The organism is Paenibacillus sp. MZ04-78.2 (genome assembly GCF_024213375.1).
Lineage (GTDB): Bacteria > Bacillota > Bacilli > Paenibacillales > NBRC-103111 > Paenibacillus_G.
Window position 1 is genome coordinate 58,830 of record NZ_JANAVJ010000001.1, and the last position, 25,204, is coordinate 84,033.

21 protein-coding genes are annotated in these 25,204 nt (G+C 57.7%); 1 reads left to right on the forward strand and 20 read right to left on the reverse strand.

The genetic code is table 11. The annotated features are described in order from the left end of the window. The 16 genes from rsgA to NLX71_RS00400 form a co-directional block, all read right to left on the reverse strand. Window positions 1-912, reverse strand: coding sequence for a ribosome small subunit-dependent GTPase A (gene rsgA / locus NLX71_RS00325; RefSeq protein ID WP_254361519.1), 912 nt, complete (start codon window positions 910-912; stop codon window positions 1-3). Then, window positions 912-3,107, reverse strand: coding sequence for a Stk1 family PASTA domain-containing Ser/Thr kinase (gene pknB / locus NLX71_RS00330; RefSeq protein WP_254361520.1), 2,196 nt, complete (start codon window positions 3,105-3,107; stop codon window positions 912-914). Before pknB ends, rsgA begins: the two co-directional genes overlap by 1 nt. A 7-nt stretch (window positions 3,108-3,114) precedes the next feature. After that, entirely contained in the window at window positions 3,115-3,885 is a 771-nt protein-coding gene (locus NLX71_RS00335) for a Stp1/IreP family PP2C-type Ser/Thr phosphatase (protein ID WP_254361521.1), read from the reverse strand. Between the two features lie 8 nt (window positions 3,886-3,893). Further along, a complete protein-coding gene (gene rlmN, locus NLX71_RS00340; protein WP_254361522.1) occupies window positions 3,894-4,979 on the reverse strand; it encodes a dual-specificity RNA methyltransferase RlmN in 1,086 nt (361 codons plus the stop codon). Between the two features lie 93 nt (window positions 4,980-5,072). After that, window positions 5,073-6,557 carry a 16S rRNA (cytosine(967)-C(5))-methyltransferase RsmB gene (rsmB, locus tag NLX71_RS00345; protein ID WP_254361523.1) on the reverse strand — a complete coding sequence of 495 codons (1,485 nt, stop codon included), beginning with the start codon at window positions 6,555-6,557 and terminating at the stop codon, window positions 5,073-5,075. Window positions 6,558-6,599: 42 nt separating this feature from the next. After that, window positions 6,600-7,556: a methionyl-tRNA formyltransferase gene (fmt, locus tag NLX71_RS00350; RefSeq protein WP_254361524.1), complete on the reverse strand. Its 957-nt coding sequence runs from the start codon at window positions 7,554-7,556 to the stop codon at window positions 6,600-6,602. Then, entirely contained in the window at window positions 7,553-8,035 is a 483-nt protein-coding gene (def, locus tag NLX71_RS00355) for a peptide deformylase (protein WP_254361525.1), read from the reverse strand. Before def ends, fmt begins: the two co-directional genes overlap by 4 nt. A gap of 103 nt (window positions 8,036-8,138) precedes the next feature. Beyond that, entirely contained in the window at window positions 8,139-10,643 is a 2,505-nt protein-coding gene (gene priA / locus NLX71_RS00360) for a primosomal protein N' (protein WP_254361526.1), read from the reverse strand. A gap of 7 nt (window positions 10,644-10,650) precedes the next feature. Beyond that, complete coding sequence (coaBC, locus tag NLX71_RS00365) at window positions 10,651-11,856, reverse strand: bifunctional phosphopantothenoylcysteine decarboxylase/phosphopantothenate--cysteine ligase CoaBC (RefSeq protein ID WP_254361527.1); 1,206 nt, start codon at window positions 11,854-11,856, stop codon at window positions 10,651-10,653. Window positions 11,857-11,931: 75 nt separating this feature from the next. Beyond that, complete coding sequence (gene rpoZ / locus NLX71_RS00370) at window positions 11,932-12,147, reverse strand: DNA-directed RNA polymerase subunit omega (protein ID WP_254361528.1); 216 nt, start codon at window positions 12,145-12,147, stop codon at window positions 11,932-11,934. Between the two features lies 1 nt (window position 12,148). Then, the gene (gene gmk / locus NLX71_RS00375) at window positions 12,149-12,790 is read right to left on the reverse strand and encodes a guanylate kinase (RefSeq protein ID WP_254361529.1); all 642 of its coding nucleotides are present in this window, start codon (window positions 12,788-12,790) and stop codon (window positions 12,149-12,151) included. After that, window positions 12,780-13,040 carry an extracellular matrix/biofilm regulator RemA gene (gene remA / locus NLX71_RS00380; protein WP_009672664.1) on the reverse strand — a complete coding sequence of 87 codons (261 nt, stop codon included), beginning with the start codon at window positions 13,038-13,040 and terminating at the stop codon, window positions 12,780-12,782. Before remA ends, gmk begins: the two co-directional genes overlap by 11 nt. 33 nt (window positions 13,041-13,073) lie before the next feature. Beyond that, window positions 13,074-13,955 (reverse strand): YicC/YloC family endoribonuclease, encoded by an 882-nt coding sequence (locus NLX71_RS00385; RefSeq protein WP_254361530.1) that lies wholly within the window; start codon window positions 13,953-13,955, stop codon window positions 13,074-13,076. A 29-nt stretch (window positions 13,956-13,984) separates the two neighbouring features. Beyond that, a complete protein-coding gene (locus tag NLX71_RS00390; protein ID WP_254361747.1) occupies window positions 13,985-15,880 on the reverse strand; it encodes a bifunctional homocysteine S-methyltransferase/methylenetetrahydrofolate reductase in 1,896 nt (631 codons plus the stop codon). Between the two features lie 32 nt (window positions 15,881-15,912). Further along, a complete protein-coding gene (gene dapF / locus NLX71_RS00395; protein ID WP_254361531.1) occupies window positions 15,913-16,749 on the reverse strand; it encodes a diaminopimelate epimerase in 837 nt (278 codons plus the stop codon). A 149-nt stretch (window positions 16,750-16,898) separates the two neighbouring features. Next, complete coding sequence (locus tag NLX71_RS00400; protein ID WP_254361532.1) at window positions 16,899-19,691, reverse strand: calcium-translocating P-type ATPase, SERCA-type; 2,793 nt, start codon at window positions 19,689-19,691, stop codon at window positions 16,899-16,901. A 206-nt stretch (window positions 19,692-19,897) separates the two neighbouring features. Between NLX71_RS00400 and NLX71_RS00405 the strand changes: the two genes are divergently transcribed. Beyond that, window positions 19,898-21,667, forward strand: coding sequence for an Rqc2 family fibronectin-binding protein (locus tag NLX71_RS00405; protein WP_254361533.1), 1,770 nt, complete (start codon window positions 19,898-19,900; stop codon window positions 21,665-21,667). 161 nt (window positions 21,668-21,828) lie between these two features. Here NLX71_RS00405 and galU read toward each other — a convergent pair whose 3' ends face one another. The 4 genes from galU to NLX71_RS00425 form a co-directional block, all read right to left on the reverse strand. After that, on the reverse strand, window positions 21,829-22,704 hold the full coding sequence (gene galU, locus NLX71_RS00410) for a UTP--glucose-1-phosphate uridylyltransferase GalU (protein WP_254361534.1): 876 nt from the start codon (window positions 22,702-22,704) through the stop codon (window positions 21,829-21,831). Then, window positions 22,701-23,549: a PHP domain-containing protein gene (locus tag NLX71_RS00415; protein WP_254361535.1), complete on the reverse strand. Its 849-nt coding sequence runs from the start codon at window positions 23,547-23,549 to the stop codon at window positions 22,701-22,703. Before NLX71_RS00415 ends, galU begins: the two co-directional genes overlap by 4 nt. 38 nt (window positions 23,550-23,587) lie before the next feature. After that, window positions 23,588-24,499, reverse strand: a complete 912-nt coding sequence (locus NLX71_RS00420; RefSeq protein WP_254361536.1) for a selenium metabolism-associated LysR family transcriptional regulator — start codon at window positions 24,497-24,499, stop codon at window positions 23,588-23,590. 160 nt (window positions 24,500-24,659) lie between these two features. Continuing rightward, window positions 24,660-25,100 (reverse strand): hypothetical protein, encoded by a 441-nt coding sequence (locus NLX71_RS00425; RefSeq protein WP_254361537.1) that lies wholly within the window; start codon window positions 25,098-25,100, stop codon window positions 24,660-24,662. Window positions 25,101-25,204: the final 104 nt, after the last annotated feature.

Sequence of the window (25,204 nt, forward strand, 5' to 3'; positions counted from 1 at the left end):
CTAGTACCTCCTCTTTTTGTCTTTAATCTCGTTCAAAAATTGAATGTAATGGTTGTACCTTGATACGGCGATATGGCCCTCTTCTTTGGCCTCCTGAACCTTGCAGCCCGGTTCGTGCAGATGCAGGCAGCCGCGGAAGCGGCACGCTGCGGCATAAGACGCAAATTCCCGGAAAGCCCCGCTAAGCCCCTCTGCATCCACCTGCAAAAAGTCAAGCTGGCTAAAGCCCGGCGTATCGGCGATAACTCCGCCGTTCTGCAGCCGGATCAGCTCGACGTGGCGCGTCGTATGCTTGCCCCGTCCGAGCTTCATACTGATTTCGTTCGTTTCCAGCGACAGCCCCGGCACCATGGCGTTGAGCAGCGACGACTTCCCGACGCCGGACTGCCCCGCGAACACCCCGATGCGGCCCGCCAGCCGATCGTATACTTCGCTCACGCCGATGCCTTCCTTGGCGCTTGTCACAAGCACCGGGTAGCCGACCGATTCGTAGAGCCGGATCACCGGCGCCAATTGTTCGGAAACGCTGTCAGGCGAACTTCCTTCGGACATGAGATCATGCTTGGTCAAGCAGATCAGCGTATCGAGTCCGGCGCTTTCCGTATGAACCAGAAACTTGTCCAGCAGCGGCAAATTAAGCGCCGGCTCGGTCACCGAGAACACCAGTACGGCCAAATCGATATTTGCCACCGGCGGCCGGATCAGCTCGGAGGAGCGGGGAAGAATTTCGTCAACCATTCCTTCCCCGTTCTCCGTCAGCCCGAACACCACGCGGTCGCCGACAAGCGGCGAAATGCCGCGCTTCTTGAAAATGCCTCTCGCCCGACATCGCACCGATTCGGTCGTTTGCGCGTCGTCGGCAAGCACATAATAATATCCGCTTAGCGCCTTCACGATTAATCCGGTTGGCATTATGGATTCGTGCCTCCTGTGCCTGTCGTATTTCCGGCCGGAGCCGTCGCTGCGCCTCCGTTCTGTCCGGTCGGCGGTGACGTCGTTCCGCCGCTTCCCTGTTTCACCGGCTTGCCGCTCGCGCCGCCCGTGCCGGAAGCCGGAGTCGCCGACTGCTCGGTCTTCCCGCCGCCGTTCGTCCCGGTATCCGCATTAGGTGACGTACCGGCACTGTTCGACTGAATGTTGCCGCTTTTTTGATCCTGATAATCCTTATAAGTGATCGTCATCGAATCGTTCTGAATGTTATCCCCGCGAATCTGGATCGTCGCATCTTTGTCCGGCGAAACGACCAGCTTCACCTCAAGCGTTTCCGTCTTGGTCACGTTCGTAAGCTTCTGGTATTCCGAGTTTTCGACCGCCGCATCGCTCAGGATGACTTTGGCCGTACCTGCCTGCCCTTCCTTGGACGGCTTAATCTGCACGGGCACGGTCATCTGTCCCGCTTCCGGCGGAAGACCGGAGCTGACGGTCAGCGTAATTTCCGTACCCGGCATCACATCGTCGTCTGGCTCGAACGGAAATTGCTTCGTTACACGGCCCTTGCTTTGCTTGTAGCTCGGCTGGCGGACAATCCCGTCCTTGGAAAGCTTCAGATCTTTTGCGCTAAGGATCGTTTTGGCTTCGTTTTCCGTTTTGCCGATCAGGTTCGGCATTTTGAACGTTTCCCGGCCTTTGCTAACGGTCAGCTCGACCTTGATATTGTCCGGAATCGTGTACTCCTCATTGGGCGCAGGCTTCTGAGACGTCACCGTTTCCGGCTCGGCTTCCAGAAACTGTTGATCGATCTTGATATTTTTCAGATCGAAGCCGGAGGAGACCAGCTTTGTTTTGGCGTCCGCCAGCTTTAGGTTTGTAACATCGGGCATTTTTTTGCTTGTAGGCCCCGCGCTGACAGTCAGCTTGATCATCGTGCCCACGATAACCTGATTATTCGCCTGGCTTTGCTGGATGACAATATCTTTCGGCTTTGCATCATCATTCTGATAATCCGCTTCCACTTGAAGCTTGCTGTCCTCTAATATTTTCTTAGCTTCAGCAAGCGGCTTATCTACCACATTCGGGATATCGACCCGTTGCACCGTTAAATTCTGCTGCACGTACTTGACTGCATACCACATCCCGCCGACAAGCGCCATAAGCACCACGAACCAGACCAATGGCTTGACCCAGCCCTTTTTCTGCTTCTCGGGCGGCGGCGTCTCCTTCGCGCGGGGCGCATCGTCGTCATCCTCCACAACGGCGTATTGTCCCGGCCGCAGCGCAGGCATGACCCGCGTCTTTTCCTCATCCAGCTCGTCGTCGTCCAAAAAGTTGACTTTCGGCTCGTTGCGGCGGTGCGGCAACAGGCATGACTCGAGGTCGCTCATCATGTCTTTGGCCGAACGGTACCGCTCGGACGTGCTTTTGCGCATCGCGCGCAGAATGATGTTTTCCACGCTTTGCGGGATGAGCGGATTCACCTTGCGGGGCTCCTCGACATCCTCCTGCAAATGCTTCAAGGCTACGCTGATCGGACTTTCGCCGAGAAACGGCAGCCGGCCTGTCAGCATCTGGTACATGACAATCCCGAGAGAGTACAAGTCCGATTGCTCGCCGGTCGGCGTCCCTTTGGCATGCTCGGGCGAAAAATAATGAACCGAGCCGACGACAGAGCCGGTCTGCGTAATCGTGGAAGAAGTGACGGCGCGGGCGATCCCGAAATCGGTCACTTTGACGCGGCCGTTTTTGCCGATCAAAATATTGTGAGGCTTAATATCCCGATGAATGATCTGATTATGATGCGCGTGATCGAGGGCGTCGCAAATCTGGCTCGCAATATGAACGGCTTCCTCCACCTGCAGCGGAGCTATTTCCTTAATCTGCTCGTTCAAGTTCGTTCCCTCGACATACTCCATCACGATGTAATGGATGTCTTCCTCTTGGCCGACGTCGTATATGCTGACCACGTTCGGATGCGACAAGGAGGCGGCGGCTTGCGCTTCGCGGCGAAAACGCTGAATGAATTCTTCATCGTGCACGTACTGCTGGCGCAGCACCTTCACGGCGACATGCCGATGCAATAAAATATCGAGTCCTTTGTATACGATGGCCATTCCGCCGCCGCCGACGCGTCCCAAAATCTCGTAGCGTCCTCCTAGCTGCTTACCGATCATTCCTTCCTCACCCCGCTTCCCCGTCGTCTTGTACCACCGAACCCGGCCCGTTCTCGATCAGCAGCACCGTTACGTTGTCGTCGCCCCCGGCATCCAGCGCAGCCTGGACCAAGCGGTCTACCTTGTGCTCCAAGCCGTCTGTCTCCTTCACGGTTTGGAGCATTTGGCCCGGCTCAACCAAGCTGCTTAGTCCGTCACTGCACAGCAGCAGCAAGTCTCCGGGGCCCCAACCGATTTCCTGCACATCCACTTCGATCGTCGGCTCGGTTCCGAGCGCCCGCGTCAAGACGTTGCGCCGCGGATGATGGCTCGCTTCCTCGCGGGTGATCTGGCCGCTTTTAACCAGTTCGTTGACGAGCGAATGATCCTGCGTTAGCTGCTCGATCTGCCTGTCGTGAATCCGGTATACGCGGCTGTCGCCGATATGCGCGATAACGGCCCGCTCGTCGTTCGCCAGCACGGCAACGACGGTCGTCCCCATCCCGTGGTAATTTTCGCGCCCGGACGCAAACTCGAAAATGATATCGTTGGCGGTTTCGACCGCTTCCTTCAATTTATGCTGCCGTTCCTCGGACGACCGGTTCGGGTCCGAGGACTTCACCTTCAGCGGGATAAGCTCCACCGCCATCTGACTTGCGATATCTCCGGCCTGATGGCCTCCCATGCCGTCCGCGACAATGGCGAGGGTCCAGCCGTTCAAGTCCTCTTGAACGGCTGCGCGGTCCTCGTTGACCGCCCGTACCCGGCCGATATCGGATTGATAAGCCAATCTCAGCATCGCTTGCTTCACCTCGCACCCGACTCCATATGCTTCGCCCGCAGCTGCCCGCAGGCGGCCGCGATATCGCTACCCTGCTCCCGGCGTATGGTGGCGTTGATTTTGTTGCGTTCCAGAATGCGTTGGAACGTGAAGATATCATTCCGGGGCGTACGCACATAGTCGCGCTCGGAAACGAAATTGACCGGAATCAAGTTCACGTGCGCCATCGGAAATGCTTTTAATACTTTCGCCAGCTCCTCCGCGTGCTCGGCCTGATCGTTTACGCCGCCCATCAGCGCGTATTCGAACGTAATGCGCCGTCCGGTTTTTGCGACGTAATATTGACAGGCTTCGATCAGCTCGGCAAACGGGTACCGGCGGTTGACCGGCATCAGCTTGGAACGCAGCGCATCGTTCGGCGCATGGATCGAAATCGCCAGATTGATCTGCGTATCCTCGTCAGCAAACCGGTAAATGTTCGGAACGATGCCGCTGGTCGATACGGTAATGTGCCGCTGGCCGATATTCAGCCCCTTCGGATGGATCATCACCTTGAGAAACTTCATCACCGCGTCGTAATTTTCGAACGGCTCGCCGATCCCCATGATGACGATGCTGCTGACCCGCTCCTGCGTTTCGTCCAAAAGCTGCTGCGCCTTGACCACCTGAGCAATGATCTCGCCGGACGTCAAGTTCCGCTTCAATCCGCCGAGCGTCGAGGCGCAGAACGTACAGCCGACCCGACAACCGACCTGCGTCGTTACGCAGATGCTGTTCCCGTAGCTGTGCTTCATGATGACCGTTTCGATGGCATTCTCGTCGCTAAGCTCGAACAAAAACTTGACGGTCCCGTCCTTCGAACGGTAATGCGCCACTTCCGTGAGCGTGACGAAGTCGAACTGCTCCTTAAGCCGATCCCGGAGCGTTTTCGGCAGATTCGTCATCTCGTCGAAGCTTGAAACTCTTTTCACATACAGCCAATCGAAAATTTGGCCGGCGCGAAAGCCCGCCTCACCGTTGTCCTTGACCCATTGCTGCCAATCCTCCAGAATAAAGTCATAGACGTACGGCTTTTCATTTTTCGGCTGCCATCTGCTTTCTATTTCATTCATGTATGCATCACGACCTGTTTAGTCTATAGTGAAGCCCTATCGGGGGACATTCCGCCGAAAAAGCCACGTTTTATTTTACCACATTTTGCGGTTCTATGCTCGCTTGCGCAGCCGGGCGATAAAAAAGCCGTCCGAGCCGTAATCATATGGCATGATCCGCACCGCAGCGAGCCCCTCGTCCAACCGCTCCCTGAGCGTCTCCTGCACCTCGGGCAGATCCGGCGCAAACGAAGGATGACGCTCCAAAAATTCGCGGATCATGTCTTCGTTCTCTGCTTTCTCCACCGTGCACGTGCTGTATACCAGCACGCCGCCCGGCTTCAACAGCGGATGTACCGCTTCCAGCAGCTCCCGCTGGATATCGCAGATCTCCGTTAGTTCAGCTTCGCTCTTGCTCCACTTCATATCCGGCTTCCGCCGGATGACGCCAAGCCCCGAGCAGGGGGCGTCGAGCAGGATGCGGTCGAAGCTTTCCGGGGCAAAATGCTCCGCCAACCGGCGCGCATCGGCCGTCAACGTCCGAATCGACCGCAGAGCGAGGCGCTCCGCCTGCTCCTCGATGAGCTTCCGCTTATGCTCGTGGACGTCGCAAGCGACGATTTCGCCACGGTCGCCCATCTTCTCCGCAAGGTGCGTCGTCTTGCCGCCGGGCGCGGCGCAGCAGTCCAGCACCCGCTCGCCCGGCTGCGGGTCCACCCATTCCGCGACGAGCATGGAGCTCTCGTCCTGGACCGAATACAGGCCCGCCGCAAAGTCCGGCGCGAGGGCCATGTTGCCGCCACCGCGCACGATCACGCCGGCGGGCGCAACGGCGGAGGGCTCCGCTTCGAGCCCTCCTTGCCGCAGCCGCTCGGCCAGCTCGACCGGGCCGAGCTTCAGCGCATTCGCGCGAAGGCTCACGCGCGGCGGCGTGTTGTTGGCCTCGCAGAGCCGTTCGGCCGTCTGCTCGCCGAACTCGCGGACCCAGCGCCGCACCAGCCACTCCGGATGCGACTGCGCAAGCGCGATGCGCCGCTCGGCCGGCAGCCCGGCCGGCAGGACGAGCTCGCTTTTGCTGCGGAGCACGCTGCGCAGCACGCCGTTGACCATGCCGGAGATGCCTTGATGGCCCCGCCGCTTGGCGATATTGACCGCTTCGTTGACGATCGCATGGTCCGGAATCCGGTCCAAATAGTGCAGTTGGTAAAAGCTCAGCCGCAGCAGGTTGCGAACCCACGGCTGCAGCTTCGCCAGCCCTTTACTGACGAACCGCTCCAGGAAAAAGTCGATCGTGCCGAGCCGCTGCACCGTTCCGTATACGATTTCGGTTGCGAGCCCCGCGTCCGGCTTGTCCAGCCTGTACTTTTGCAGCGTCTGGTTGAGCAGCAAATTGCTGTACGAACGGTCCTGTTCGATCCGCACTAGCACGTCAAGCGCCGCTTCCCTGGCCGAGCCTTGAACCGGGCCTTTGCTTGCCCGGGGCACATTCCCCTGACGGCTCCCACGAGCTCCACCCGAAGCCACGCCGCCGGTACGTTTGCCTCCTGCCGCTCCCGCCTGTTTGGTCCGTCCGGAGGACGGTTGATTCGTTTCGCTCATAATTCCTCCGCTTTTCTTCTATCGCTCACAGCATCTCACAGCTCAAGCGCCCGATGTCCCAAGCACAGTGCCCGGCGCCAGCTGTCCGCTTCGCGCGAACGCGGCGGCGTCCATGGCCTTCTTGCCCGCCGGCTGCAGCTCGGTGATCCGCAGCACGCCTTGTCCGGCAGCCACGGCGATTCCCCGTTCTCCCGCTTCCAGCACGGTGCCCGGCTGTACGCCGTCAGGTGCCCGATCCGACTCGGCGGGCTTGGCGCACGTCCATATTTTCAATACTTCGCCGTTCCACAGCGTATAAGCTCCCGGCCGGGGATGCAGCCCCCGCACCAGATTCCACAGCTGCATCGCAGTATTTGTCCAATCGATCCGTTCCAGCTCGCGAGTGATGTTCGGCGAATATACCGCCTCCGCATCGTTCTGCGGCACCGGCTGCACGCGGCCCTCCAGCAAATCCGGCAGCGTCTTCTCCAGCAGCTTCGCTCCGGCCAAGCTCAGCTTGTCGAACATCGTGCCGGTCGTATCGCTGTCCTCGATCGGCACCTCGATCTTGCTGATCATGTCGCCGGTATCCAGCCCTTCCGCCATGTACATGATCGTGACGCCGGTAACGGCATCGCCGTTCATCACGGCGTAATGGATCGGCGCCCCGCCGCGGTATTTGGGGAGCAGCGACGCGTGAATATTAATACAGCCCAGCTTCGGCAGCTCAAGTACCGATTTCGGCAAAATTTGCCCGAAGGCCGCCGTCACAATCAGATCCGGCTGCAGAGTGCGGATCGCCTCCACGGACTCCGGGCGGCGCAGCCGTTCCGGCTGAAGCACGGGCAGGCCGTGCTTCTCCGCCTCGACCTTGACGGGGGTCGGCGTAAGTACGCGTTTGCGCCCGACCGGACGATCCGGCTGCGTGACGACCGCGACGACCTCCAGATTTTTATCGTTCAGCAGCGTCTGCAGAGACGGCACGGCGAAATCCGGCGTGCCCATAAAAATCACTCTCATGCGTCATCACGATCCTGTTGCTCGCTGCGATACATTTTTTCCGCCAAGTCCGTATACAGCACCCCGTTTAAATGATCCACCTCATGCTGAATGCAGCGGGCCAGCAGCTCGGTCCCTTCGATGACAATCTCCTCGCCGTTGCGGTTGAGACCTTGCACCTTCACACGGGCGGCCCGCTTCACATCCCCCGTAAATCCGGGAATGCTTAAGCAGCCCTCCGGTCCGAACTGCTCCCCTTCCCGCTCGATGATCTCCGGGTTGATCAGCTCGATCAAGCCGTGCTCGTCGCCGACGTCCATGACGATGACCCGTTTGAGAATGCCGATCTGCGGAGCGGCCAGTCCTACGCCCTCCGCATCGTACATCGTATCCGCCATGTCGTTCAGCAGCTTATGAATGTTCGGCGTAATTTGAGGAACGGGCCTGCATTTTTCGCGCAGCACCGGGTCAGGGTCCTTCACGATGATTTTGATTGCCATGGATAAGCACCTTCCTTTTCACTTCAAGAGAATAAACCGGCTTTTCTGCAGCCGACTGACACATTATGTATATTCCGGCCGCATGGACCGGTTGACAGTTTCGTTACATTAACACTTGGGGATCGACATCAATCGCCACCGTCAGCTTGTGCTGCTTCACGGTATCGTCAAGCACGGCGGCCGCTTTCTGGACCAAGGCAGAAATGTCCGTCTCCCCCCGATATTTTATCATGCATTGAAAGCGATATCTATCTTTAATCCTTGAAATCGGCGAAGCGACGGGCCCCAGCACCTCCAGCTCGGTTCCGTCCGCTTGCATCGTTTGTGCCAGCTCCTTCAGACGGGAAGCCAGTATTTCGCCTGCGCGAAGCAACAGCTGCACCTGCTCGTGCGACAGCGTAATCAAGACGAGCCGGTGAAACGGCGGGTAATTATGCAGCTTGCGTATCAGCATCTCCTTGCGCATAAAGCCTATATAATCATGCTTGCTCGCGCTCATAATGCTGTAATGCTCCGGCGTGTACGTTTGCACGAACACCTCGCCGGGCAGCTCGTGCCGTCCGGCGCGTCCCGCCACCTGCGTCAGCAGTTGGAATGACCGTTCGGCCGCGCGAAAATCGGGCAGGTTCAGAACGGAGTCAGCCGCGAGCGCGCCGACAAGCGTCACATAGGGGAAATCAAGCCCCTTGGCGACCATCTGCGTACCGAGCAGCACGTCGGCCTGACGATTCCGGAACATTCCGAGCCATTTTTCATGCGAGCCCTTTTCCGTTGTCGTGTCCACATCCATGCGAATGACGCGAATGCCGGGAAACAGCTTGCCAAGCTCCTCCTCGACCCGCTGCGTTCCCGTGCCGAAATGACGGATATGCTCGCTGCCGCAGTCCGGGCAGACGGCCAATTCGCGCTCCGCGTAGCCGCAGTAATGACAGCGGATCGCCTTGGAGCTTTGATGATAGGTCAGCGAGATATCGCAATGCGGACAATCCGCAACATAGCCGCAGGTGCGGCACATGACGAACGTGGCGTACCCGCGCCGGTTCAGCAGCAGGACGACCTGTTCCTTCTTGTGTAACCGATCTTCGATCGCTTTATACAAGGCGCGGCTGAACATCGACCGGTTGCCGCTTTTTAGTTCCTCACGCATATCGATGATGTTTACCGGCGGCAGCGGCCTTCCCTCGACGCGCGAAGGCATCGAAAGCAATTCAAATGCCGGCCGGTCGGGGGTTGCCGATGCGGCGGCTTCAACGGAGGTCCGGTACATGCTTTCCAGCGATGGGGTAGCGGAGCCCAGCACGACCGAAGCCCCGAGTTCGCCCGCCCGGGCGATCGCCACGTCGCGGGCATGATATTTCGGACTTTCTTCTTGCTTATAGGACGATTCGTGTTCTTCGTCGATAATCATGAGTCCGATATTCGTAAAAGGTGCGAAAATTGCTGAGCGCGCGCCAATCACAACACTGACTTCCCGGCGCACGATTTTGCGCCATTCGTCATAGCGTTCGCCGTTGGAGAGACGGCTGTGCAGCACGGCGACCCGGTTGCCGAACCTTCCTTTGAACCGCTCGACCATCTGAGGCGTAAGCGAAATTTCCGGGACAAGCACGATCGCTTCGCGGCCTTGATCCAAGCAAGATTGGATCGACTGGAGATACACCTCTGTCTTGCCGCTGCCGGTCACCCCGTGCAGCAAAAAGACGCGCGGCGTCCGTCCTTGCACCGCTTCTCTGATCCGTTCGAACACCGCTTGCTGCTCTGGCGTCAACGGAAGCGGCGAGGTCGGCTTGAAGGTGCGCGACGCATAAGGATCGCGCTGCACTTCGGTTTCCTCCAGCCGAAGCCAGCCTCGTTCGGCGAGCCCCTTTACCGCCGCGGCGGTAATTTGCAGCTTCGTCAGCAGCTCCGTTAGCTTGATCGGCTCAGGATACTCCTGCAGAAAAGCGAGCACCTGCTTTTGCTTGGCCGCACGGGCTGGCAGCTCGGCTTGCCACGCTTCCAGCTGGTCGGGATCGTTCGGCGGAAACACATAAAGCGCTTTTTTCGCGGACATCCGGTCTTTGACCATTTGAACTTCCGTCAGCTGACCGTCTTCCATCAGCTGCTTGATCAGTGCGCCTTTTTCCGGGAAGGTTTGCAGCAGCGATTCCAGCTCGACCGATTCGCGCTTGCGGACATAGGCGAGAATTTCTTCCTGCTCGGGGAGGAGCAGAGACAGCAGCTCCGGCTGCTTTTCTTTGGTCTCGTGGTCGTCGGCCACCCTCACATGCCGTTCGTATTTGGCCTTCAGCGCGCCGGGGATCATCGCTTGCAGCGCAATCATTTCGTGGCAAAGGTACGTGCGGCTGATCCAGCGGCCCAGCTTCACCAGTTCAGGGGTTAGCGGAGGAGTGACGTCCAGCGGTTGGCGGATCGGCTTCAGCTTCTCCGGGTCGAGGTCCGTTCCGTCGTGAAGCTCCACGACAAACCCTTGTACAATGCGCGGACCGAAGGGAACGCCTACGCGGCTCCCCACGGCGATGTAGTCACACATCGTTTCCGGTACTATATAGTCAAATGCCCGGTTCGTAGGCCGGGCCGGGACATCCACAATGACTTTGGCGTACATTCGTCGGTCATCTCCCCTTTCCGAGACGATCCGCAACGAGCGTGAGCAATCTGGACGCCACTTGTCCTTTCGACATCAGAGGCAGCGCTTCAAGCAGCCCCGCAGAATCATAAATCCGTACGACATTCGTATCCGTGCCGAAGCCTGCCCCTTCCATCGTCACGTCGTTGGCTACCAGCAGATCGCAGCGCTTCTTCTTCAGCTTTTCCTGTGCAAACGTCTCCAAATGCTGCGTTTCGGCCGCAAAACCGACGAGAAGCTGCGACGGCTTCTTCCGTTCGCCGACCGCCTGCGCGATATCCGGATTTTTCACCAGCCGCAACGTCATTTCGTCTTCGTTTTTCTTGATTTTGTGCTCCGCCTGCTCAACGGGCCGGTAATCGGCCACAGCCGCCGCCTTGATAATTACATCCTGCTCGGGCAGCCGGGAAAGGACCGCTTCCATCATATCCAGTGCGGATTCGACTTTAACCACGGTCACGCCGGCGGGCGCAGCAATTGAAACCTTGCCCGTGACGAGCGTCACGTTCGCCCCCATCCGCTGCGCTTCCTCAGCGATCGCATACCCCATTTTGCCCGAAGAATCATTGGTCAAGTACCGGACCGGATCGATCCGTTCCATCGTCGCGCCAGCCGTAATCAGAACATGCTTGCCTTCAAGCAGCCGCTTCTCTTGGAAAAAGAGTTCGATCGCAGCCACGATCTCTTCCGGCTCCGCCAAGCGGCCCTTGCCCACGTAGCCGCAAGCCAGTTGACCCGTACCCGGCTCAATGAACCGGACGCCGCGTTCCGCAAGCTTCTGCATATTCGCCTGCACCGCAGGGTGCGCGTACATATGTACATTCATGGCGGGAGCTACGAGAATCGGCGCCGTGGTGGCCAATAGCGTCGTGCTGAGCATATCGTCGGCAAGGCCCAGCGCAATTTTGCCGATGACATTGGCGGTGGCCGGGGCGATCACGACGACGTCCGCCCTGTCGGCCAGATCGATGTGCGATACGACAGAAGCGTCCTTTTCGTCAAACGTATCGACGATGACGTCGTGTCTCGACAACGTTTGGAACGTTAGCGGCGCCACAAATTGGGTCGCCGATTCCGTCATGATCACCCGCACGTCGGCTCCCGCCTGCGCAAGCTTGCTGCACACCGCCGCCGCTTTGTAAGCGGCAATGCCGCCGCTGACCCCGAGCAAGACCGTTTTTCCGTTCAACATGGGGCTTCGCTCCCTTCCATTACAGGCAATGAATCGTATCCTTGCGAAAAAAATAACAACCACGAGGGTTGTTGTTTACTTTAAGGATTCTTTGTTTTGCAATTTCTCGTAGGAAATATAGTCTTCGTAGATTTCTTCCAAAGCCAGACCTACATATTTATGCGACTTCTTCTGTTTCATTTCGGTTTTGGAACCGTCACGCAGCATGCGCGCCCGTTTAGAGGCCGCTACTACGAGCGAATACTTGCTGTCTACCTTGTCCAAAAGTTTGTCGATTGAAGGATACAACATGTTATTTTTTCACCTCAGCCATCCAATGTTTAATTTTGGAAACCATCCGGTCTTTGCGGCAGTGCTCCGCCGTCAAAATGCTGCGGATGCGGGAACAGGCGAGGTCTACGTGATCATTGACGATTGCATAATCGTACTGCTCCATCATCGCGATCTCGTCGACCGCTACCGACATGCGGCTGCGAATCGTATCCTCGGATTCCGTGCCGCGTCCGACGATACGACTTTCAAGCTCCGGCAGCGACGGAGGCAGCAGAAAAATGAATACCCCTTCCGGGAACTTCTGCTTCACCTTTAGCGCACCCTGCACTTCGATTTCCAAAATAATGTCTCTGCCTGTGTTTAGCGTATCTTCTACAAACTTGCGCGGCGTTCCGTAATAGTTGCCTACGTATTCCGCCCATTCCAGCATCTGGTCCTGCGCGATCATCTGCTGGAATTGTTCCCTGGTCTTAAAAAAATAATTAACCCCATCCGTTTCGCCCTGCCGCGGAGCCCGCGTTGTCGCAGAGACCGAATACACGATATCCGGCGCGCAGCTCCGCAGCGCTTTACAGACGGTACCCTTGCCGACGCCGGAAGGACCGGAAAGCACGATTAAGATTCCTTTATCCGCAGGGGCATATCCTACATTACTCGTCATGATCATCGTCCTTATTGGAAAGTCGATGCGCCACCGTTTCCGGCTGTACCGCGGACAAAATGACATGATCGCTGTCCGTGATAATGACGGCGCGGGTGCGGCGACCGTAAGTCGCATCGATCAGCATATGGCGGTCGCGCGCTTCTTGGATGATCCGTTTGATCGGTGCCGATTCCGGGCTGACAATGGAAATGATTCGATTTGCAGATACGATATTCCCGAAACCGATGTTGATTAGTTTGATCGCCATGATATAGGTTCCCCCTGGAACTTTCTTTTAAAATTACTCGATATTTTGAATCTGCTCCCGCATTTTTTCGAGCTCCGCTTTCATGTCGACCACCACGGCGGCCAGTTGGGCGTGATTCGCTTTGGAACCGATCGTATTCGCTTCCCGGTTCATCTCCTGAACGAGAAAATCGAGCTTGCGGCCCACCGGCTCAGAAGATTTCAGCAGTTCCCGGAACTGCTTGCAGTGGCTTTGCAGACGGGTCAGCTCTTCGGCGATGCTGGCGCGATCAGCGAAGACGGCGATCTCCATCGCAAGCCGCTGCTCGTCCGGAGGCGCTTGCTGCAAAAGCTCTTCGATCCGGGCGCGGAGCTTGCCGGCATAGTCTTGGACCACTTGAGGAGCGATCCCCGAGGCTGTGCTGCAATAATGCTCCATCGTCCCGATACGCTGCATCAGATCGCTCTGAAGAAAGGCGCCTTCCTTCTCGCGCATGTCCGAAAGCTCCCTGGCCGCTTCTGCTGCGCAGGCAATGAGCTCAGCTTCCATCCGCTCCTCGGCCATCTCCTGATTCTGCCCGATCTCAACCAGGCCGGGAATGGCAAGCAAGTCGCGCAGGCGCAGCTCGTCCTTGAGGGATAACCGCTCCCGCAGCTGTTCGGCCGCCTGGACGTAGCCCATCGCCAAGCTCCAATCGATCTCGACGGCTTGCGGTACGTCGCGGTCGCGTTCCATCGTAACGAACGCGTCGACACGCCCGCGCCTTACATACTGCTGAACGGCGGCTTTAACCGCGTTCTCGTAACGGGCAAATTCCCGGGGCATCCGTACCACGATCTCGCAGTAACGGTGATTGACCGATTTCAGGTCAATCTGGATCCGGAAGCCGTCCGTCGTACGTGCGGCTTGTCCGAAGCCGGTCATACTGATGACCATGGCCTTCACATCCATTATCCTATTCTAATTCATTTTGATAGTGGGTACAAGTGGGAATCAAGCCGCTGCGCTTTCTCCCAAACGTACTCCGTCAGCTGTACGGTCATCTCGTAGGCAAGGAACGGCGTCATCAAGTAAATTCCTTTAAAATAACCCATTGCCGCATCGAGAAGTTCCTTGCCGATCTGCACGCCCATGGCCCGTCCTTCCTCACCCTTGAGCCCGTTCATCCGCTGCCGGACTTCGTCCGATAACTGAATGCCCGGAACCTCGTTATGCAGGTATTCGGCGTTGCCCCCGCTGGCGAGCGGCATAATGCCGATGAAGATCGGAACGTCCAGATGCTTTGTCGCCTCGTACATCTTCTCGATCAGTTCCGCATTATAGACCGGCTGGGTCATAATATAATCCGCGCCGGACTCGATTTTGCGCTCAAGCCGCTGCACCGCTTTATCCAAGTGCTTGACGTTGGGATTAAAGGCGGCGCCGACGACGAAATTCGCTTTCTTCTTAAGCGACTTGCCGGAAAAAGCGATCCCCTCGTTCAACTGCTTGATCATCCGGATGATCTCGAACGACGTCAGATCGTATACGGAGCTCGAACCCGGCAAATCGCCGAACTTGGCCGGATCACCCGTCACGGCCAGCACATGGTCGATGCCGAGCGCATGCAGCCCCATCATATGCGATTGGGTGCCGATCATGTTGCGGTCCCGGCAGGCGATGTGAATAAGCGGCTTTATGCCGATTCTCTCTTTCACCAGACTGCCGAGCGCCAAATTGCTCATCCGTGTGACGGCGAGCGAATTGTCCGCCATCGTCAGCGCGTCGACCCCGGCATTTTTGAGCGCCTGCGCTCCCTGCATGAATTTCTCGATGTCCAGATCGCGCGGCGGGTCAAGCTCCACGATGACGGTATAGCGCTCCTTCGCTAGCTCGACAAGATTCGGCTCCGGAGCGGGAGGCGACGGTACGGGCTGCAGGAGCGGCACATTGCGGTCGGTCTTGCTTCCGCCTCCGACTTCCTGCAGCAGGCGCAAAGCATCCGGATCGGGCGTATAGTTCTGAAGCGATTGCGCCATGGCGGCGATATGCTCAGGCGTTGTGCCGCAGCAGCCGCCGACGATCCGCGCCCCCAGGTCGACGAATTTCCGGGCGGTTTGTCCAAAATATTGCGGAGTCGCCGCGTAAGTGTATCGTCCGTCCACGTAGTCGGCGATCCCCGCGTTCGGGAATACCGAAATCGGCGGCGCACCCTCCATGCCGGCGACCCGCTGGAGCGAACGCATCAGCCCGTTCGGACCGCTCTGGCAGTTAAAGCCGACAACGTCCGCTCCGGCCGCCGTCAGCATGCGGATCGCTTCCGTCAGCAGGATGCCGTCATGTGTCGAGCCTGTGCCTTCGGTGGCAAACTGGCAAATGACCGGGAGTTCGCTGACCTTGCGGATCAGCTTCAGCGCGATCAACATTTCCTCCAGATCGTAGAACGACTCGAGCAGCAGCCCATCCACCGGCGTATCGACAAGCACCTCGATTTGGTCGCGGAAATCTTCCTTGATCTTGGCGGTGCGGACATTTTTGCGTTTGCCCGCCCGGATCGAGCCGATGGCGCCGACGATATAGGCATCGTCCCCAACCGCTTTTCTGGCCAGCTCGACGCCGGCGCGGTTGATTGCCTCCATTTCCTGCTCCAGCCCGTATTTGGACAGCTTTTCGCGGTTCGCCGAAAACGTATTGGTTTCGATTAAGCGCGCTCCCGCTTCGTAATAGCGACGATGTACGTCCATAATGACATCGGGTTTCAACAAATTTAATTCTTCATAAGAAATGCCGACAGGAAAACCCATCTGGTACAGGTACGTCCCCATAGCCCCGTCCCCTACCAGCACCTGACGTCTGAGCGCTTCTCGCAAATCCGGTTTCACTAACGGCATCTCCCTTCTCTCCATGATGGACCTTACAGCGTTCCTTTAAACACGATTTCCGCCGGTCCCGTCATGTAAACACGATTATCTGATTCATTCCATTCGATCCGAAGCTCGCCGCCTTTTAAGGAAATGACCGCTTCCCGGTCCATTTGTCCGGTGAGCACCCCGGCCACCAGCGTGGCGCAGGCGCCCGTTCCGCAGGCGAGCGTCGGGCCTGCGCCGCGTTCCCATACCCGCATATCGGCATAATCGCGCCTCTGGACCGTCGCAAACTCTACATTCATTTTACGTGGAAACAGCGCATGCGTTTCGAGCTTCGGGCCCCAAGCGTACAAATCCACTCCGACTGCATCCTCGACAAAAATGACGCAGTGAGGGTTGCCCATCGACACGGCGGTGAAGCGGAATTCGCGTCCGTCGACGATGACCGGATACCCGATGACCTGCGGCTCGTCGATCGTCGTAGGAATTTCGAGCCCGTTCAATACCGGCGCGCCCATATCGACGCGTACCGCAGCGACACGCCCTTCCTTGACCGCGAGCTGCACTGCCTGTGCCCCGGCTCCGATCGTTTCGATCGTCAGCTCGGTTTTGTCCCAGGGAACAAGCTCGTGATCGTAAATATATTTGGCCGCACAGCGGATGGCGTTGCCGCATTGCTCCGCCTCCGAGCCGTCGGAATTGATGATTCGCATCATATAATCCGCTTTTGCCGAAGGAAGCAGGTAGACAAGACCGTCCGCGCCGATGCCGAAATGGCGGTCGCACAGCCGGATTGCTTGCTCGGATACGTCCGCAGGCAGCTCCTTGTGGCCATGCAAGACAATAAAATCGTTGCCTAACCCTTGCATTTTCGTGAAATTCATCGTTATTGCTCCCATTTCAGCGTTTTACACCCTACTATATCGCAAATTCGCAGCTATGCATAGCGGCTCCGCAAAATTTTATCCGAATTTGGGCGAAAATGCAAATAGCCGAACCCTCTGCTTTCGCAGGGGTCCGGCTCCTGTACCCTTTATCGGGCGACCGGCTTCATCGCCTTCGTCCCGCCGCCTCCGAAAGACGCGGGCTTGCGCTTCCGCGGCTTGCTCATCAGGCTTCCGATGCCCATCAGGAATGTCGGAATACCCGCAAATACGAGCACAAGTATCCAATCCGCAACACCGAGCGGCACCGTCTTGAAAATCGGCTGAAGCTTCTCGACATAAAGTACCGGCAGCATCAGCAGCAGCGAAGAGACGACCGCCATCACTAACCACTTGTTCTGAAGCGGGTTCCGGTGGAAAATCGAGCGCGAGCTGCGGCAGTCGAACACGTGGATGAGCTGTGCCATCACCAGCGTGACGAATGCGACCGTCTGCGCCTTGACAAGCGCGCCTGGGCCATCCCCGCTCTGCTTGAGCGTAATGTAGAACGCCGCCAGGGTGCACAGTCCGATCAGAACACCGCGGCTAATAATTTTCCACCCGAGACGGCGAGCGAAAATATTTTCTTTGGCCAGGCGGGGCTTTTGCTGCATCAGATCCTTCTCCGCCTGATCTACGCCGAGCGCCATGGCCGGCAGGCCGTCCGTCACGAGATTGACCCATAAAATCTGTATTGGCACGAGCGGCAGCGGCAGCCCGGCCAGCATGGCGAGAAACATTGTCAATATTTCGCCGACATTCGAAGCGAGCAAGTAGCGGATAAATTTGCGGATATTTTCGTAAATCCCGCGTCCTTCTTCGATGGCCGAGACGATCGTGGCAAAATTATCGTCGCTGAGCACGAGCGCGGACGCTTCCTTCGATACGTCCGTCCCGCTGATCCCCATCGCGATGCCGATATCCGCCGCCTTGATCGCCGGCGCGTCGTTCACACCGTCGCCGGTCATCGCCACGACGTGGCCTTGGCGCTGCAGCGATTTGACAATGCGCAGCTTATGCTCCGGGGACACGCGCGCATAGACGTACACCTCGCCGACCCGCTTATCGAGGTCGTCATCGCTCATCGCGCTAAGCTGTTGGCCGTTCAGAGCAAGGCCGTCCTGCGGCAAAATCCCGATCTGCCTGGCGATAGCCTCCGCCGTCGTCTGGTGATCGCCGGTAATCATGACCGTTCTGATGCCCGCCTTGCGGCATTTGAGTATCGCTTCCCGCGCTTCTTTGCGCGGCGGGTCGATCATCCCGGTCAGACCGACGAACACAAGCTGGCTTTCCACCGCCGTCTCTTCCTCGCTCCGTTCCGTCGGTTTCAAATCGCGGTAAGCCAGACCGAGCACGCGGAGCGCGTTCTTGGCCATCCCTTCGTTCGCGGCCATCACCTTCTGCTTGAGCGTCGGAGTGAACGGGATGACTTTGTCGTCCCACAGCACATAAGCGCACTGCTGCACCAAGACGTCGGGCGCTCCCTTCGTGCAGACCATCCGGCCGCCCTGATGCTCGACGATGACCGACATCCGCTTGCGCTCCGAATCGAACGGGAACTCCAGGACGCGCCGGTACAAGCCTCCGAGCGATTGCTGCGTGACGCCGGCTTTAGCCCCGAGCACGACAAGCGCTCCCTCCGTCGGATCGCCATTGATGCTCCACACGCTCTCTGTCTTGTCGTCCGGCTGCTTTTTCTTGGATTCCGTCCGCTCCTCCCGCAGCTCCGCGTTGTTGCAGAGGACGGAAACCTGCAGCATCCGGCGCAGCATCTGGTTTTTCCGCATATCGACGTGCTGCCCCTGCTTCAAAATTTCGCCGCGCGGGTCGTAGCCGTTCCCTGTCACCTCAAGCAGGTCGCCGCCCGTCCATAAGTGCGTTACGGCCATTTTATTTTGTGTCAGTGTGCCGGTTTTGTCCGAGCAGATAACGGAAGCGCAGCCGAGCGTCTCGACGGAAGGCAGCTTGCGGACGATCGCCTTGCGCTGAATCATGCGCTGTACCCCAAGCGCCAGAGCGATGGTCACGATCGCCGGCAGCCCTTCCGGAATCGCGGCGACCGCCAGGCTCACCCCGGCGAGGAACATACCGTACGGCTGTTGTCCGTGCAGAATGCCCGCAACCACGACCATCACCGTCAACGCCAGCGCGACGACGATCAATATTTTGCCGAGCTGCTCAAGCCGGTGCTGCAATGGCGTCTCGGTGGCATCGGTGTTTTGGATCAGGTCGGCGATCTTGCCCATCTCCGTCGCCATGCCGGTACGGACCACGACTCCTTTGGCCGTTCCCCGCGTCAGCATCGTCCCCATAAAGCCTACATTGCGCTGGTCCCCCAGAGGAATATCTTCTCCCTCCAGCGACTCCGTATGTTTGGCGACCGGTACGGATTCCCCGGTCAGCGCGGACTCTTCCGCATAAAGGCCGTTCGTCTCAATGAACCTGACGTCCGCCGGCACCCGGTCGCCGCTTTCCAGCACGACGATATCCCCGGGAACCAGCCATCGTGCCGGTATGAGCTCCACTTGGCCCTCCCGCAGCACCTTGGCGTTCGGCGCCGACAGCTCCTTCAGCGCCCGCAGCGATCGTTCCGCCCGGAATTCCTGCACGAAGCCGAGAATACCGTTCATGATAATAATCGCAATGATCGCGACCGCGTCCAAATATTCGCCCAGCAGACCCGAGACGAGCGTCGCTCCGGCGAGCACGAGCACCATGAAGTCTTTGAATTGGTTCAAAAACAGCGTCACGGGAGACACGCCTTGTCCTTCCGCCAGCTCGTTTTTGCCATATGCGTCCAGACGCTTTTCCGATTCCTCCATAGTCAGCCCTTTTGAAGGCTCTGTCCCGGACGACTGCAGGGTTTCTTCCGTCGACATTTGATACCACTTCTTCTGACTCATCTGCTTTTTCCCTCCCAAAAGGTTGTCTATGTTAATGTATTCAGACAAGCTGGAAATTAGCACCTGGAAAGGAACGCCGGGGCCGCCTTCTATCGGAGCGGCAGACGCATGCGGACCCGACGACTTAAAATTTGCTTTAAAATATGGCATGATAGAGGGTAGCACTCAAAAATCGCTTTTGCGCATGAAGAATGGAGTTGTCCCACATGTCTTTCGACGGTCTCGTCGTTCACAGTCTGGCCCGCGAGCTGCAATGCTGCGTCGGGGCCCGAATCAATAAAGTGCAGATGCCATCGGAAAACGATATCGTCCTGCAAATCCGCGCGGTCGGCCGCAACCTGAAGCTGCTGCTGTCCGCCAATCCCACCTACCCCCGGGTGCACCTCACCGAGCAGAGCTTCCTGAATCCGCTGGAAGCGCCTATGTTCTGCATGCTGCTGCGCAAGCACTGCGAGGGAGGCATCATCGAAGCGATCGAGCAGCCTGGTCTCGAGCGGATATTGCATCTGAACATCCGGCAGCGCGACGAGCTCGGAGACCTCAGTCTCAAAACGATCGTCGTGGAGATTATGGGCCGCCACAGCAATATTATTTTGAAGGACCCGGTGACCGGGATCATTACCGACGGCATTCATCACGTCACGCCGGCAATCAGCAGCTACCGCATCGTCATGCCGGGCAGCGTCTACACAGCGCCGCCGGAGCAGCACAAGCTGCTTCCGTTGGGAATGAGCGAGGAGCGTTTCACCGCTCTCCTTACCGAAGCGGCCGAGGCGGCCGATGAGCCCGCTTCCCCACGCTTCTGGGAACAGGCGCTTGTCGGGCGCTTTAGCGGGTTCAGCCCGCTCGTCGCCCGCGAGCTGGTGTACCGCGCCGCCAACGGAGGCCAGCCTTTGCCGTCCGAAATGCCCGCGAAGCTGTGGGCTCCGTTCCGGGAGCTCACCAAAAAGCTGGAAGCCGGAGCGGCGGAGGCGGTTATTGTCGAAGAAGCGTCGACGGGCAAAACGTTCTTCTCCATTACGGAGTTGAGCCACGTGCAGGGCGAGACGCAGCGCTTCGCTTCGATCAGCGTCTGCCTCGAAACGTATTACGGAGACAAGGCGGAGCGGGATACCGTGAAGCAGCGCGTAGCCGATCTGTTCCGGCTGCTCAGCAACGAACGGAGCAAAAACATCAAAAAGCTAGAAAAACTGGAAGAGACGATGGAGGACGCCCGCGGAGCGGACCGCTTCCGCATCCTTGGCGAGCTGCTCACCGCTTCGCTGCACCAAATCCGTAAAGGCGACAAGCAAATCGAGGTAGTGAACTATTACGATGAAGAGCAGCGTCCCGTCACGATCGAGCTTGATCCGCTGCTGACGCCGTCCGAGAACGCCCAGCGGTATTTCAAAAAGTATACCAAAAGCAAAAACAGTCTGATCGCCGTTCAGCAGCAGATGACCGAGGCGCACGAGGAAATCCGCTATTTGAACAATTTGCTCCAGCAGCTTGCCAGCGCGGGACTGGCCGATATCCAGGAAATCCGCGAGGAGCTGACGGAGCAAGGCTACGTGCGGGACCGCGGCAAAAAAGGCCGTAAAAAAAAGCCGAACCAAAAGCCGGCTCTGGCCTGCTACACTTCAAGCGAAGGCATCCCGATCTATGTCGGCAAAAACAACACGCAGAACGAGTACTTAACGAACCGGCTTGCCCATCCCGGCGATACGTGGCTGCATACGAAAGATATTCCGGGCTCTCACGTCGTCATTCGCAGCGCCGAGTACGGCGATGCGACGTTGCATGAAGCGGCCCAGCTTGCCGCCTGGTTCAGTCAAGCCAAGGAATCGAGCCAAGTGCCGGTCGACTATACGCTCATCCGGCACGTGCGCAAGCCTGGCGGCGCCAAGCCGGGATTCGTGATCTATGACCATCAAAAAACGCTGTTCGTCACGCCCGATCAGGGGAATATCAAACAGATGCCGGTAGCCATAAAGTAAGCCCGTGCAGCGAGCAAAAGCACCTGAATCCCGCAGTCTTGCGAATCAGGTGCTTTTTCATGTAAGGCAACACCGGAAGTTCCCAAAATAAAAACCGCCCTTCGGCGGATACGGTTCCGCTAGAAGGACGGTCTGTCGTTTAAAAGGTTAAGATGAGGTTCCTACAAGCCTAACCGCTTGCGCAAATAACTTTCGAACGGTCCGCGCAAATCTTCCCGCTCCAGTGCCATCTCGATCGTCGCTTCAAGGTAACCCAGCTTGTCGCCAACATCAAAGCGCCGGCCCGGTACTGGAAACATCACCATTTGCCGCTGCCGGTTCAGCGCCTGCAGGGCGTCGGTCAATTGAATCTCGCCGCCGCGGCCAGGCTCGCTGTGCTCGAGTATATCGAAAATATCCGGAGTCAGAATATACCGCCCGATAACCGCCCAGTTGGACGGGGCTTGCCCGCGTTCCGGCTTCTCGATCAAGCCGTCGATATAACGATGCGAATGCTGCCCCGCCAAGGGCGAGATGATCCCGTATTTGTCCACATCGTCCCAGGGCACCTCCTGGCAAGCGATCACCGACGTGTTCGTCTCCCCATGCAGGTCGATCATTTGCTTCAGGCAAGGCGGCTCCGATTGAATGATATCGTCTCCAAGCAGCACGGCAAACGGCTCATTGCCAATAAATTTGCGGGCGCAGAGCACCGCGTGACCGAGCCCAAGCGGCTGCTTCTGGCGAATGTAATGAACGTCAGCCAGATTCGATACGGACCGGACGATGCCGAGCAGCTCCTGATTTCCTTTTTCTTCGAGGATGGTCTCAAGCTCCACCGATTTGTCGAAATGGTCTTCGATGGCCCGCTTGTTTCGCCCGGTAATGACCATGATATCTTCAATACCCGACGAAATGGCTTCCTCTACGATATATTGAATCGCCGGCTTATCGACGATCGGCAGCATCTCCTTCGGCTGCGCTTTGGTGGCCGGCAAAAATCGGGTACCGAGGCCCGCAGCCGGAATAATCGCTTTGCGTACTTTGCGTACGGTCATGACCGCATCCCCCTTCGTTCGAATAGCCGATCTACAACGTCCGCAGCGACGCGGCGCGCCCCAATCGGCGCATGGAACACGACGCCGCCCCGTTCGCCATGGTAATCTGATCCCGCCGTTACCAACAAACCGTACTCGGCAGCCAACGCTTCGTAATGCGCTTCCTGCTCCGGCGTATGATCGGAATGGAATGCTTCCACACCGACGAGTCCCACTTCCGCAAGCAGCGGGATCAGTTCGTCCTCCCCGTACAACCCCGGATGCGCCAGCACCGGAGCTCCCCCGGCCTCCAGAATCCACTCCACCGCCTGCTGCGGCGTGATGCGGGGCGGATTCACATAGGCTGCCGACCCTCTGGCTAAATATCGGTCGAACGCTTCGGTCATCGAGCTTACATACCCTTTGCGCACCAAAGCATCCGCGATATGCGGACGGCCTACGGTGTCGCCCGCTTTTTTCGAGGTCCGCAGCGATTCGAGCACGTCGTCCATCGTGACGGACAGCCCCAGCTCTTGAAGCTTGTTCACGATCATTTCGTTGCGCCGATTGCGCACTTCTCTCAGCTCTGCAAGCCTCGACAGAAACCGAGGGTCCGTTTCGTCGATCCAGTAGCCGAGCACATGAATGTCCTGTCCGGCATGGACAGTGCTGATCTCCACGCCCGGCACGACGGCGATGCCGTACTTCAAGCCCGCTTCCATCGCCTCCCGGAGTCCGCCCACCGTATCATGATCGGTGATTGCTACCGCTGCAAGCCCCGCCTCGGCGGCCAGCCGGACATTGTCGGCGGGCGGCCTCGTACCGTCCGAGGCCAGTGTATGCGTATGTAAATCTGCAAATGCCATCGAACCACAGACCTCCCTTTTTTTCTCATACAAGTCTGTTATAACCACTGGCTTAAATCGCGCTCCCGCAAAAAGGTCATGAAGGTCACGGCCGAGATGGGGAGCAGCGTAGAGCTTAAATATATGGCATGAAAGCTGCGGGCGAAGGAAACCCCTTCGACGTTCTTCACCTGCAATACGCCGAGCGTGGCTTCATGCTTAACGGAGGATTGCGATACGATCGAGATGCCGAGTCCGGCCTCTACGGCTGATTTCACCGCCCCTGTGCTGCCGAGCTCCATCACGATTTTCAAGGCGGACACATCGCAGCCGGCCCGGGCCAGCTCCTCCTCCATCACCTTGCGCGTTCCCGACCCTTGCTCACGCAAAACAAACGGATACTTTTCAAGCTCCTCCAGCCCGATATGCTCACGCTCGGCAAGCGGATGACGCCTCGGCACGATCAGCTTCAATTCGTCATTCAACACAGCTTCCGTATGCACGTCCGGATGATCCACCTCGGCCTCCACCAAGCCGAAGGTCAACTGATGACGGAGCACTTCCTCCAAAATTTGCTTCGTATTGATGACCTTCATGCTGACGGAGATGTTCGGGTATTCTTGCCCGAACGGTCCGAGCAGCCGGGGCAAAACATATTCCCCCACCGTTAAGCTCGCGCCCAGATGCAGCCGGCCTTCCAGCGTATGCGTGAATTTGGACATCCGGATGTCGGTTTCCCTCATTAGCTCAATGCTGCGAGACGCAAACGGCAGCAGCGTCCGGCCGGCTTCGGTCAGCTCGACCCGCTTGGTCGACCGCACGAACAGCTTCGTCCCGAAATAGTCCTCAAGCGACTGTACCTGCATCGTCACCGCCGGCTGTGTCATATGCAGCGCCTGCGCGGCATAGGAGAAGCTCCCCTTCTCCGCAACGGTATGAAAAATATGAAGCTGGTGAAAGTTAAGCGCCATAACGATTCCTCCGCAAGCGTTGTAGCCCCATTATATAAGAAAACCTTCATCGAAGCTAATTCAAGGATGCGCGACCGCGAATCAGCGGTTGGTTTTCTTGTGGGCGGGAAAGCGCTAAAAGCATGCCGGATTTCCGGCATGCTCGAATTATCCACGTATCTTATCTTCGTTTACGGCTGTTCTTGATCAGCGTCATGCGCCGCGAATGGCGAAGCCAGGAATAATAGGAGCGCAAATCCCGCAGCTCCATCGTCTCCGACATCCTCCCGAGGAACGTGACGACGATCATTTTATACGCCTCCGCTTCCACCGCCGGTTCCGAAGCGTCCATCTTGACAAATTCGGCGACCATAACCAAATCCTCATCGATCAGATAAACATCCTGCTCGTTTTTGTAGTAGGGTAGGATCAAGTTCGACTTCAGCTTGCTCCATAAAAAAGCCGTAATGTCGTGAAAGCCTGTCTTCTCCGTTTCCACTCGATCGACCCATCGACTGCGAGCGTGATGAGTGACGACGATATCCGCAATCGGTTTGCCTCTAAGCAGCCTGTTACGCGATACTTTTTTTTGTTCCCGGCCTTCGACTTTCCCTCCGTTCAACTTCCCAACCCCTTTCCTACAAAAATAGTTCCGTTACCCTATGTACACATCAAGCCACCTATTATTTTGCCTTATTCCAACTCGAGAATCAAATTAAAAAAACT

Coding starts and splice junctions, on each gene's coding strand:
- rpoZ (WP_254361528.1), bottom strand. CDS start 12,147: ATGTTGTATCCTTCAATCGACAAACTTTTGGACAAGGTAGACAGCAAG.
- NLX71_RS00415 (WP_254361535.1), bottom strand. CDS start 23,549: ATGGCATTTGCAGATTTACATACGCATACACTGGCCTCGGACGGTACG.
- NLX71_RS00405 (WP_254361533.1), top strand. CDS start 19,898: ATGTCTTTCGACGGTCTCGTCGTTCACAGTCTGGCCCGCGAGCTGCAA.
- NLX71_RS00420 (WP_254361536.1), bottom strand. CDS start 24,499: ATGGCGCTTAACTTTCACCAGCTTCATATTTTTCATACCGTTGCGGAG.
- gmk (WP_254361529.1), bottom strand. CDS start 12,790: ATGACGAGTAATGTAGGATATGCCCCTGCGGATAAAGGAATCTTAATC.
- rlmN (WP_254361522.1), bottom strand. CDS start 4,979: ATGAATGAAATAGAAAGCAGATGGCAGCCGAAAAATGAAAAGCCGTAC.
- NLX71_RS00335 (WP_254361521.1), bottom strand. CDS start 3,885: ATGCTGAGATTGGCTTATCAATCCGATATCGGCCGGGTACGGGCGGTC.
- fmt (WP_254361524.1), bottom strand. CDS start 7,556: ATGAGAGTGATTTTTATGGGCACGCCGGATTTCGCCGTGCCGTCTCTG.
- priA (WP_254361526.1), bottom strand. CDS start 10,643: ATGTACGCCAAAGTCATTGTGGATGTCCCGGCCCGGCCTACGAACCGG.
- pknB (WP_254361520.1), bottom strand. CDS start 3,107: ATGATCGGTAAGCAGCTAGGAGGACGCTACGAGATTTTGGGACGCGTC.
- def (WP_254361525.1), bottom strand. CDS start 8,035: ATGGCAATCAAAATCATCGTGAAGGACCCTGACCCGGTGCTGCGCGAA.
- galU (WP_254361534.1), bottom strand. CDS start 22,704: ATGACCGTACGCAAAGTACGCAAAGCGATTATTCCGGCTGCGGGCCTC.
- rsgA (WP_254361519.1), bottom strand. CDS start 912: ATGCCAACCGGATTAATCGTGAAGGCGCTAAGCGGATATTATTATGTG.
- remA (WP_009672664.1), bottom strand. CDS start 13,040: ATGGCGATCAAACTAATCAACATCGGTTTCGGGAATATCGTATCTGCA.
- dapF (WP_254361531.1), bottom strand. CDS start 16,749: ATGAATTTCACGAAAATGCAAGGGTTAGGCAACGATTTTATTGTCTTG.
- coaBC (WP_254361527.1), bottom strand. CDS start 11,856: ATGTTGAACGGAAAAACGGTCTTGCTCGGGGTCAGCGGCGGCATTGCC.
- NLX71_RS00385 (WP_254361530.1), bottom strand. CDS start 13,955: ATGGTCATCAGTATGACCGGCTTCGGACAAGCCGCACGTACGACGGAC.
- rsmB (WP_254361523.1), bottom strand. CDS start 6,557: ATGAGCGAAACGAATCAACCGTCCTCCGGACGGACCAAACAGGCGGGA.
- NLX71_RS00400 (WP_254361532.1), bottom strand. CDS start 19,691: ATGAGTCAGAAGAAGTGGTATCAAATGTCGACGGAAGAAACCCTGCAG.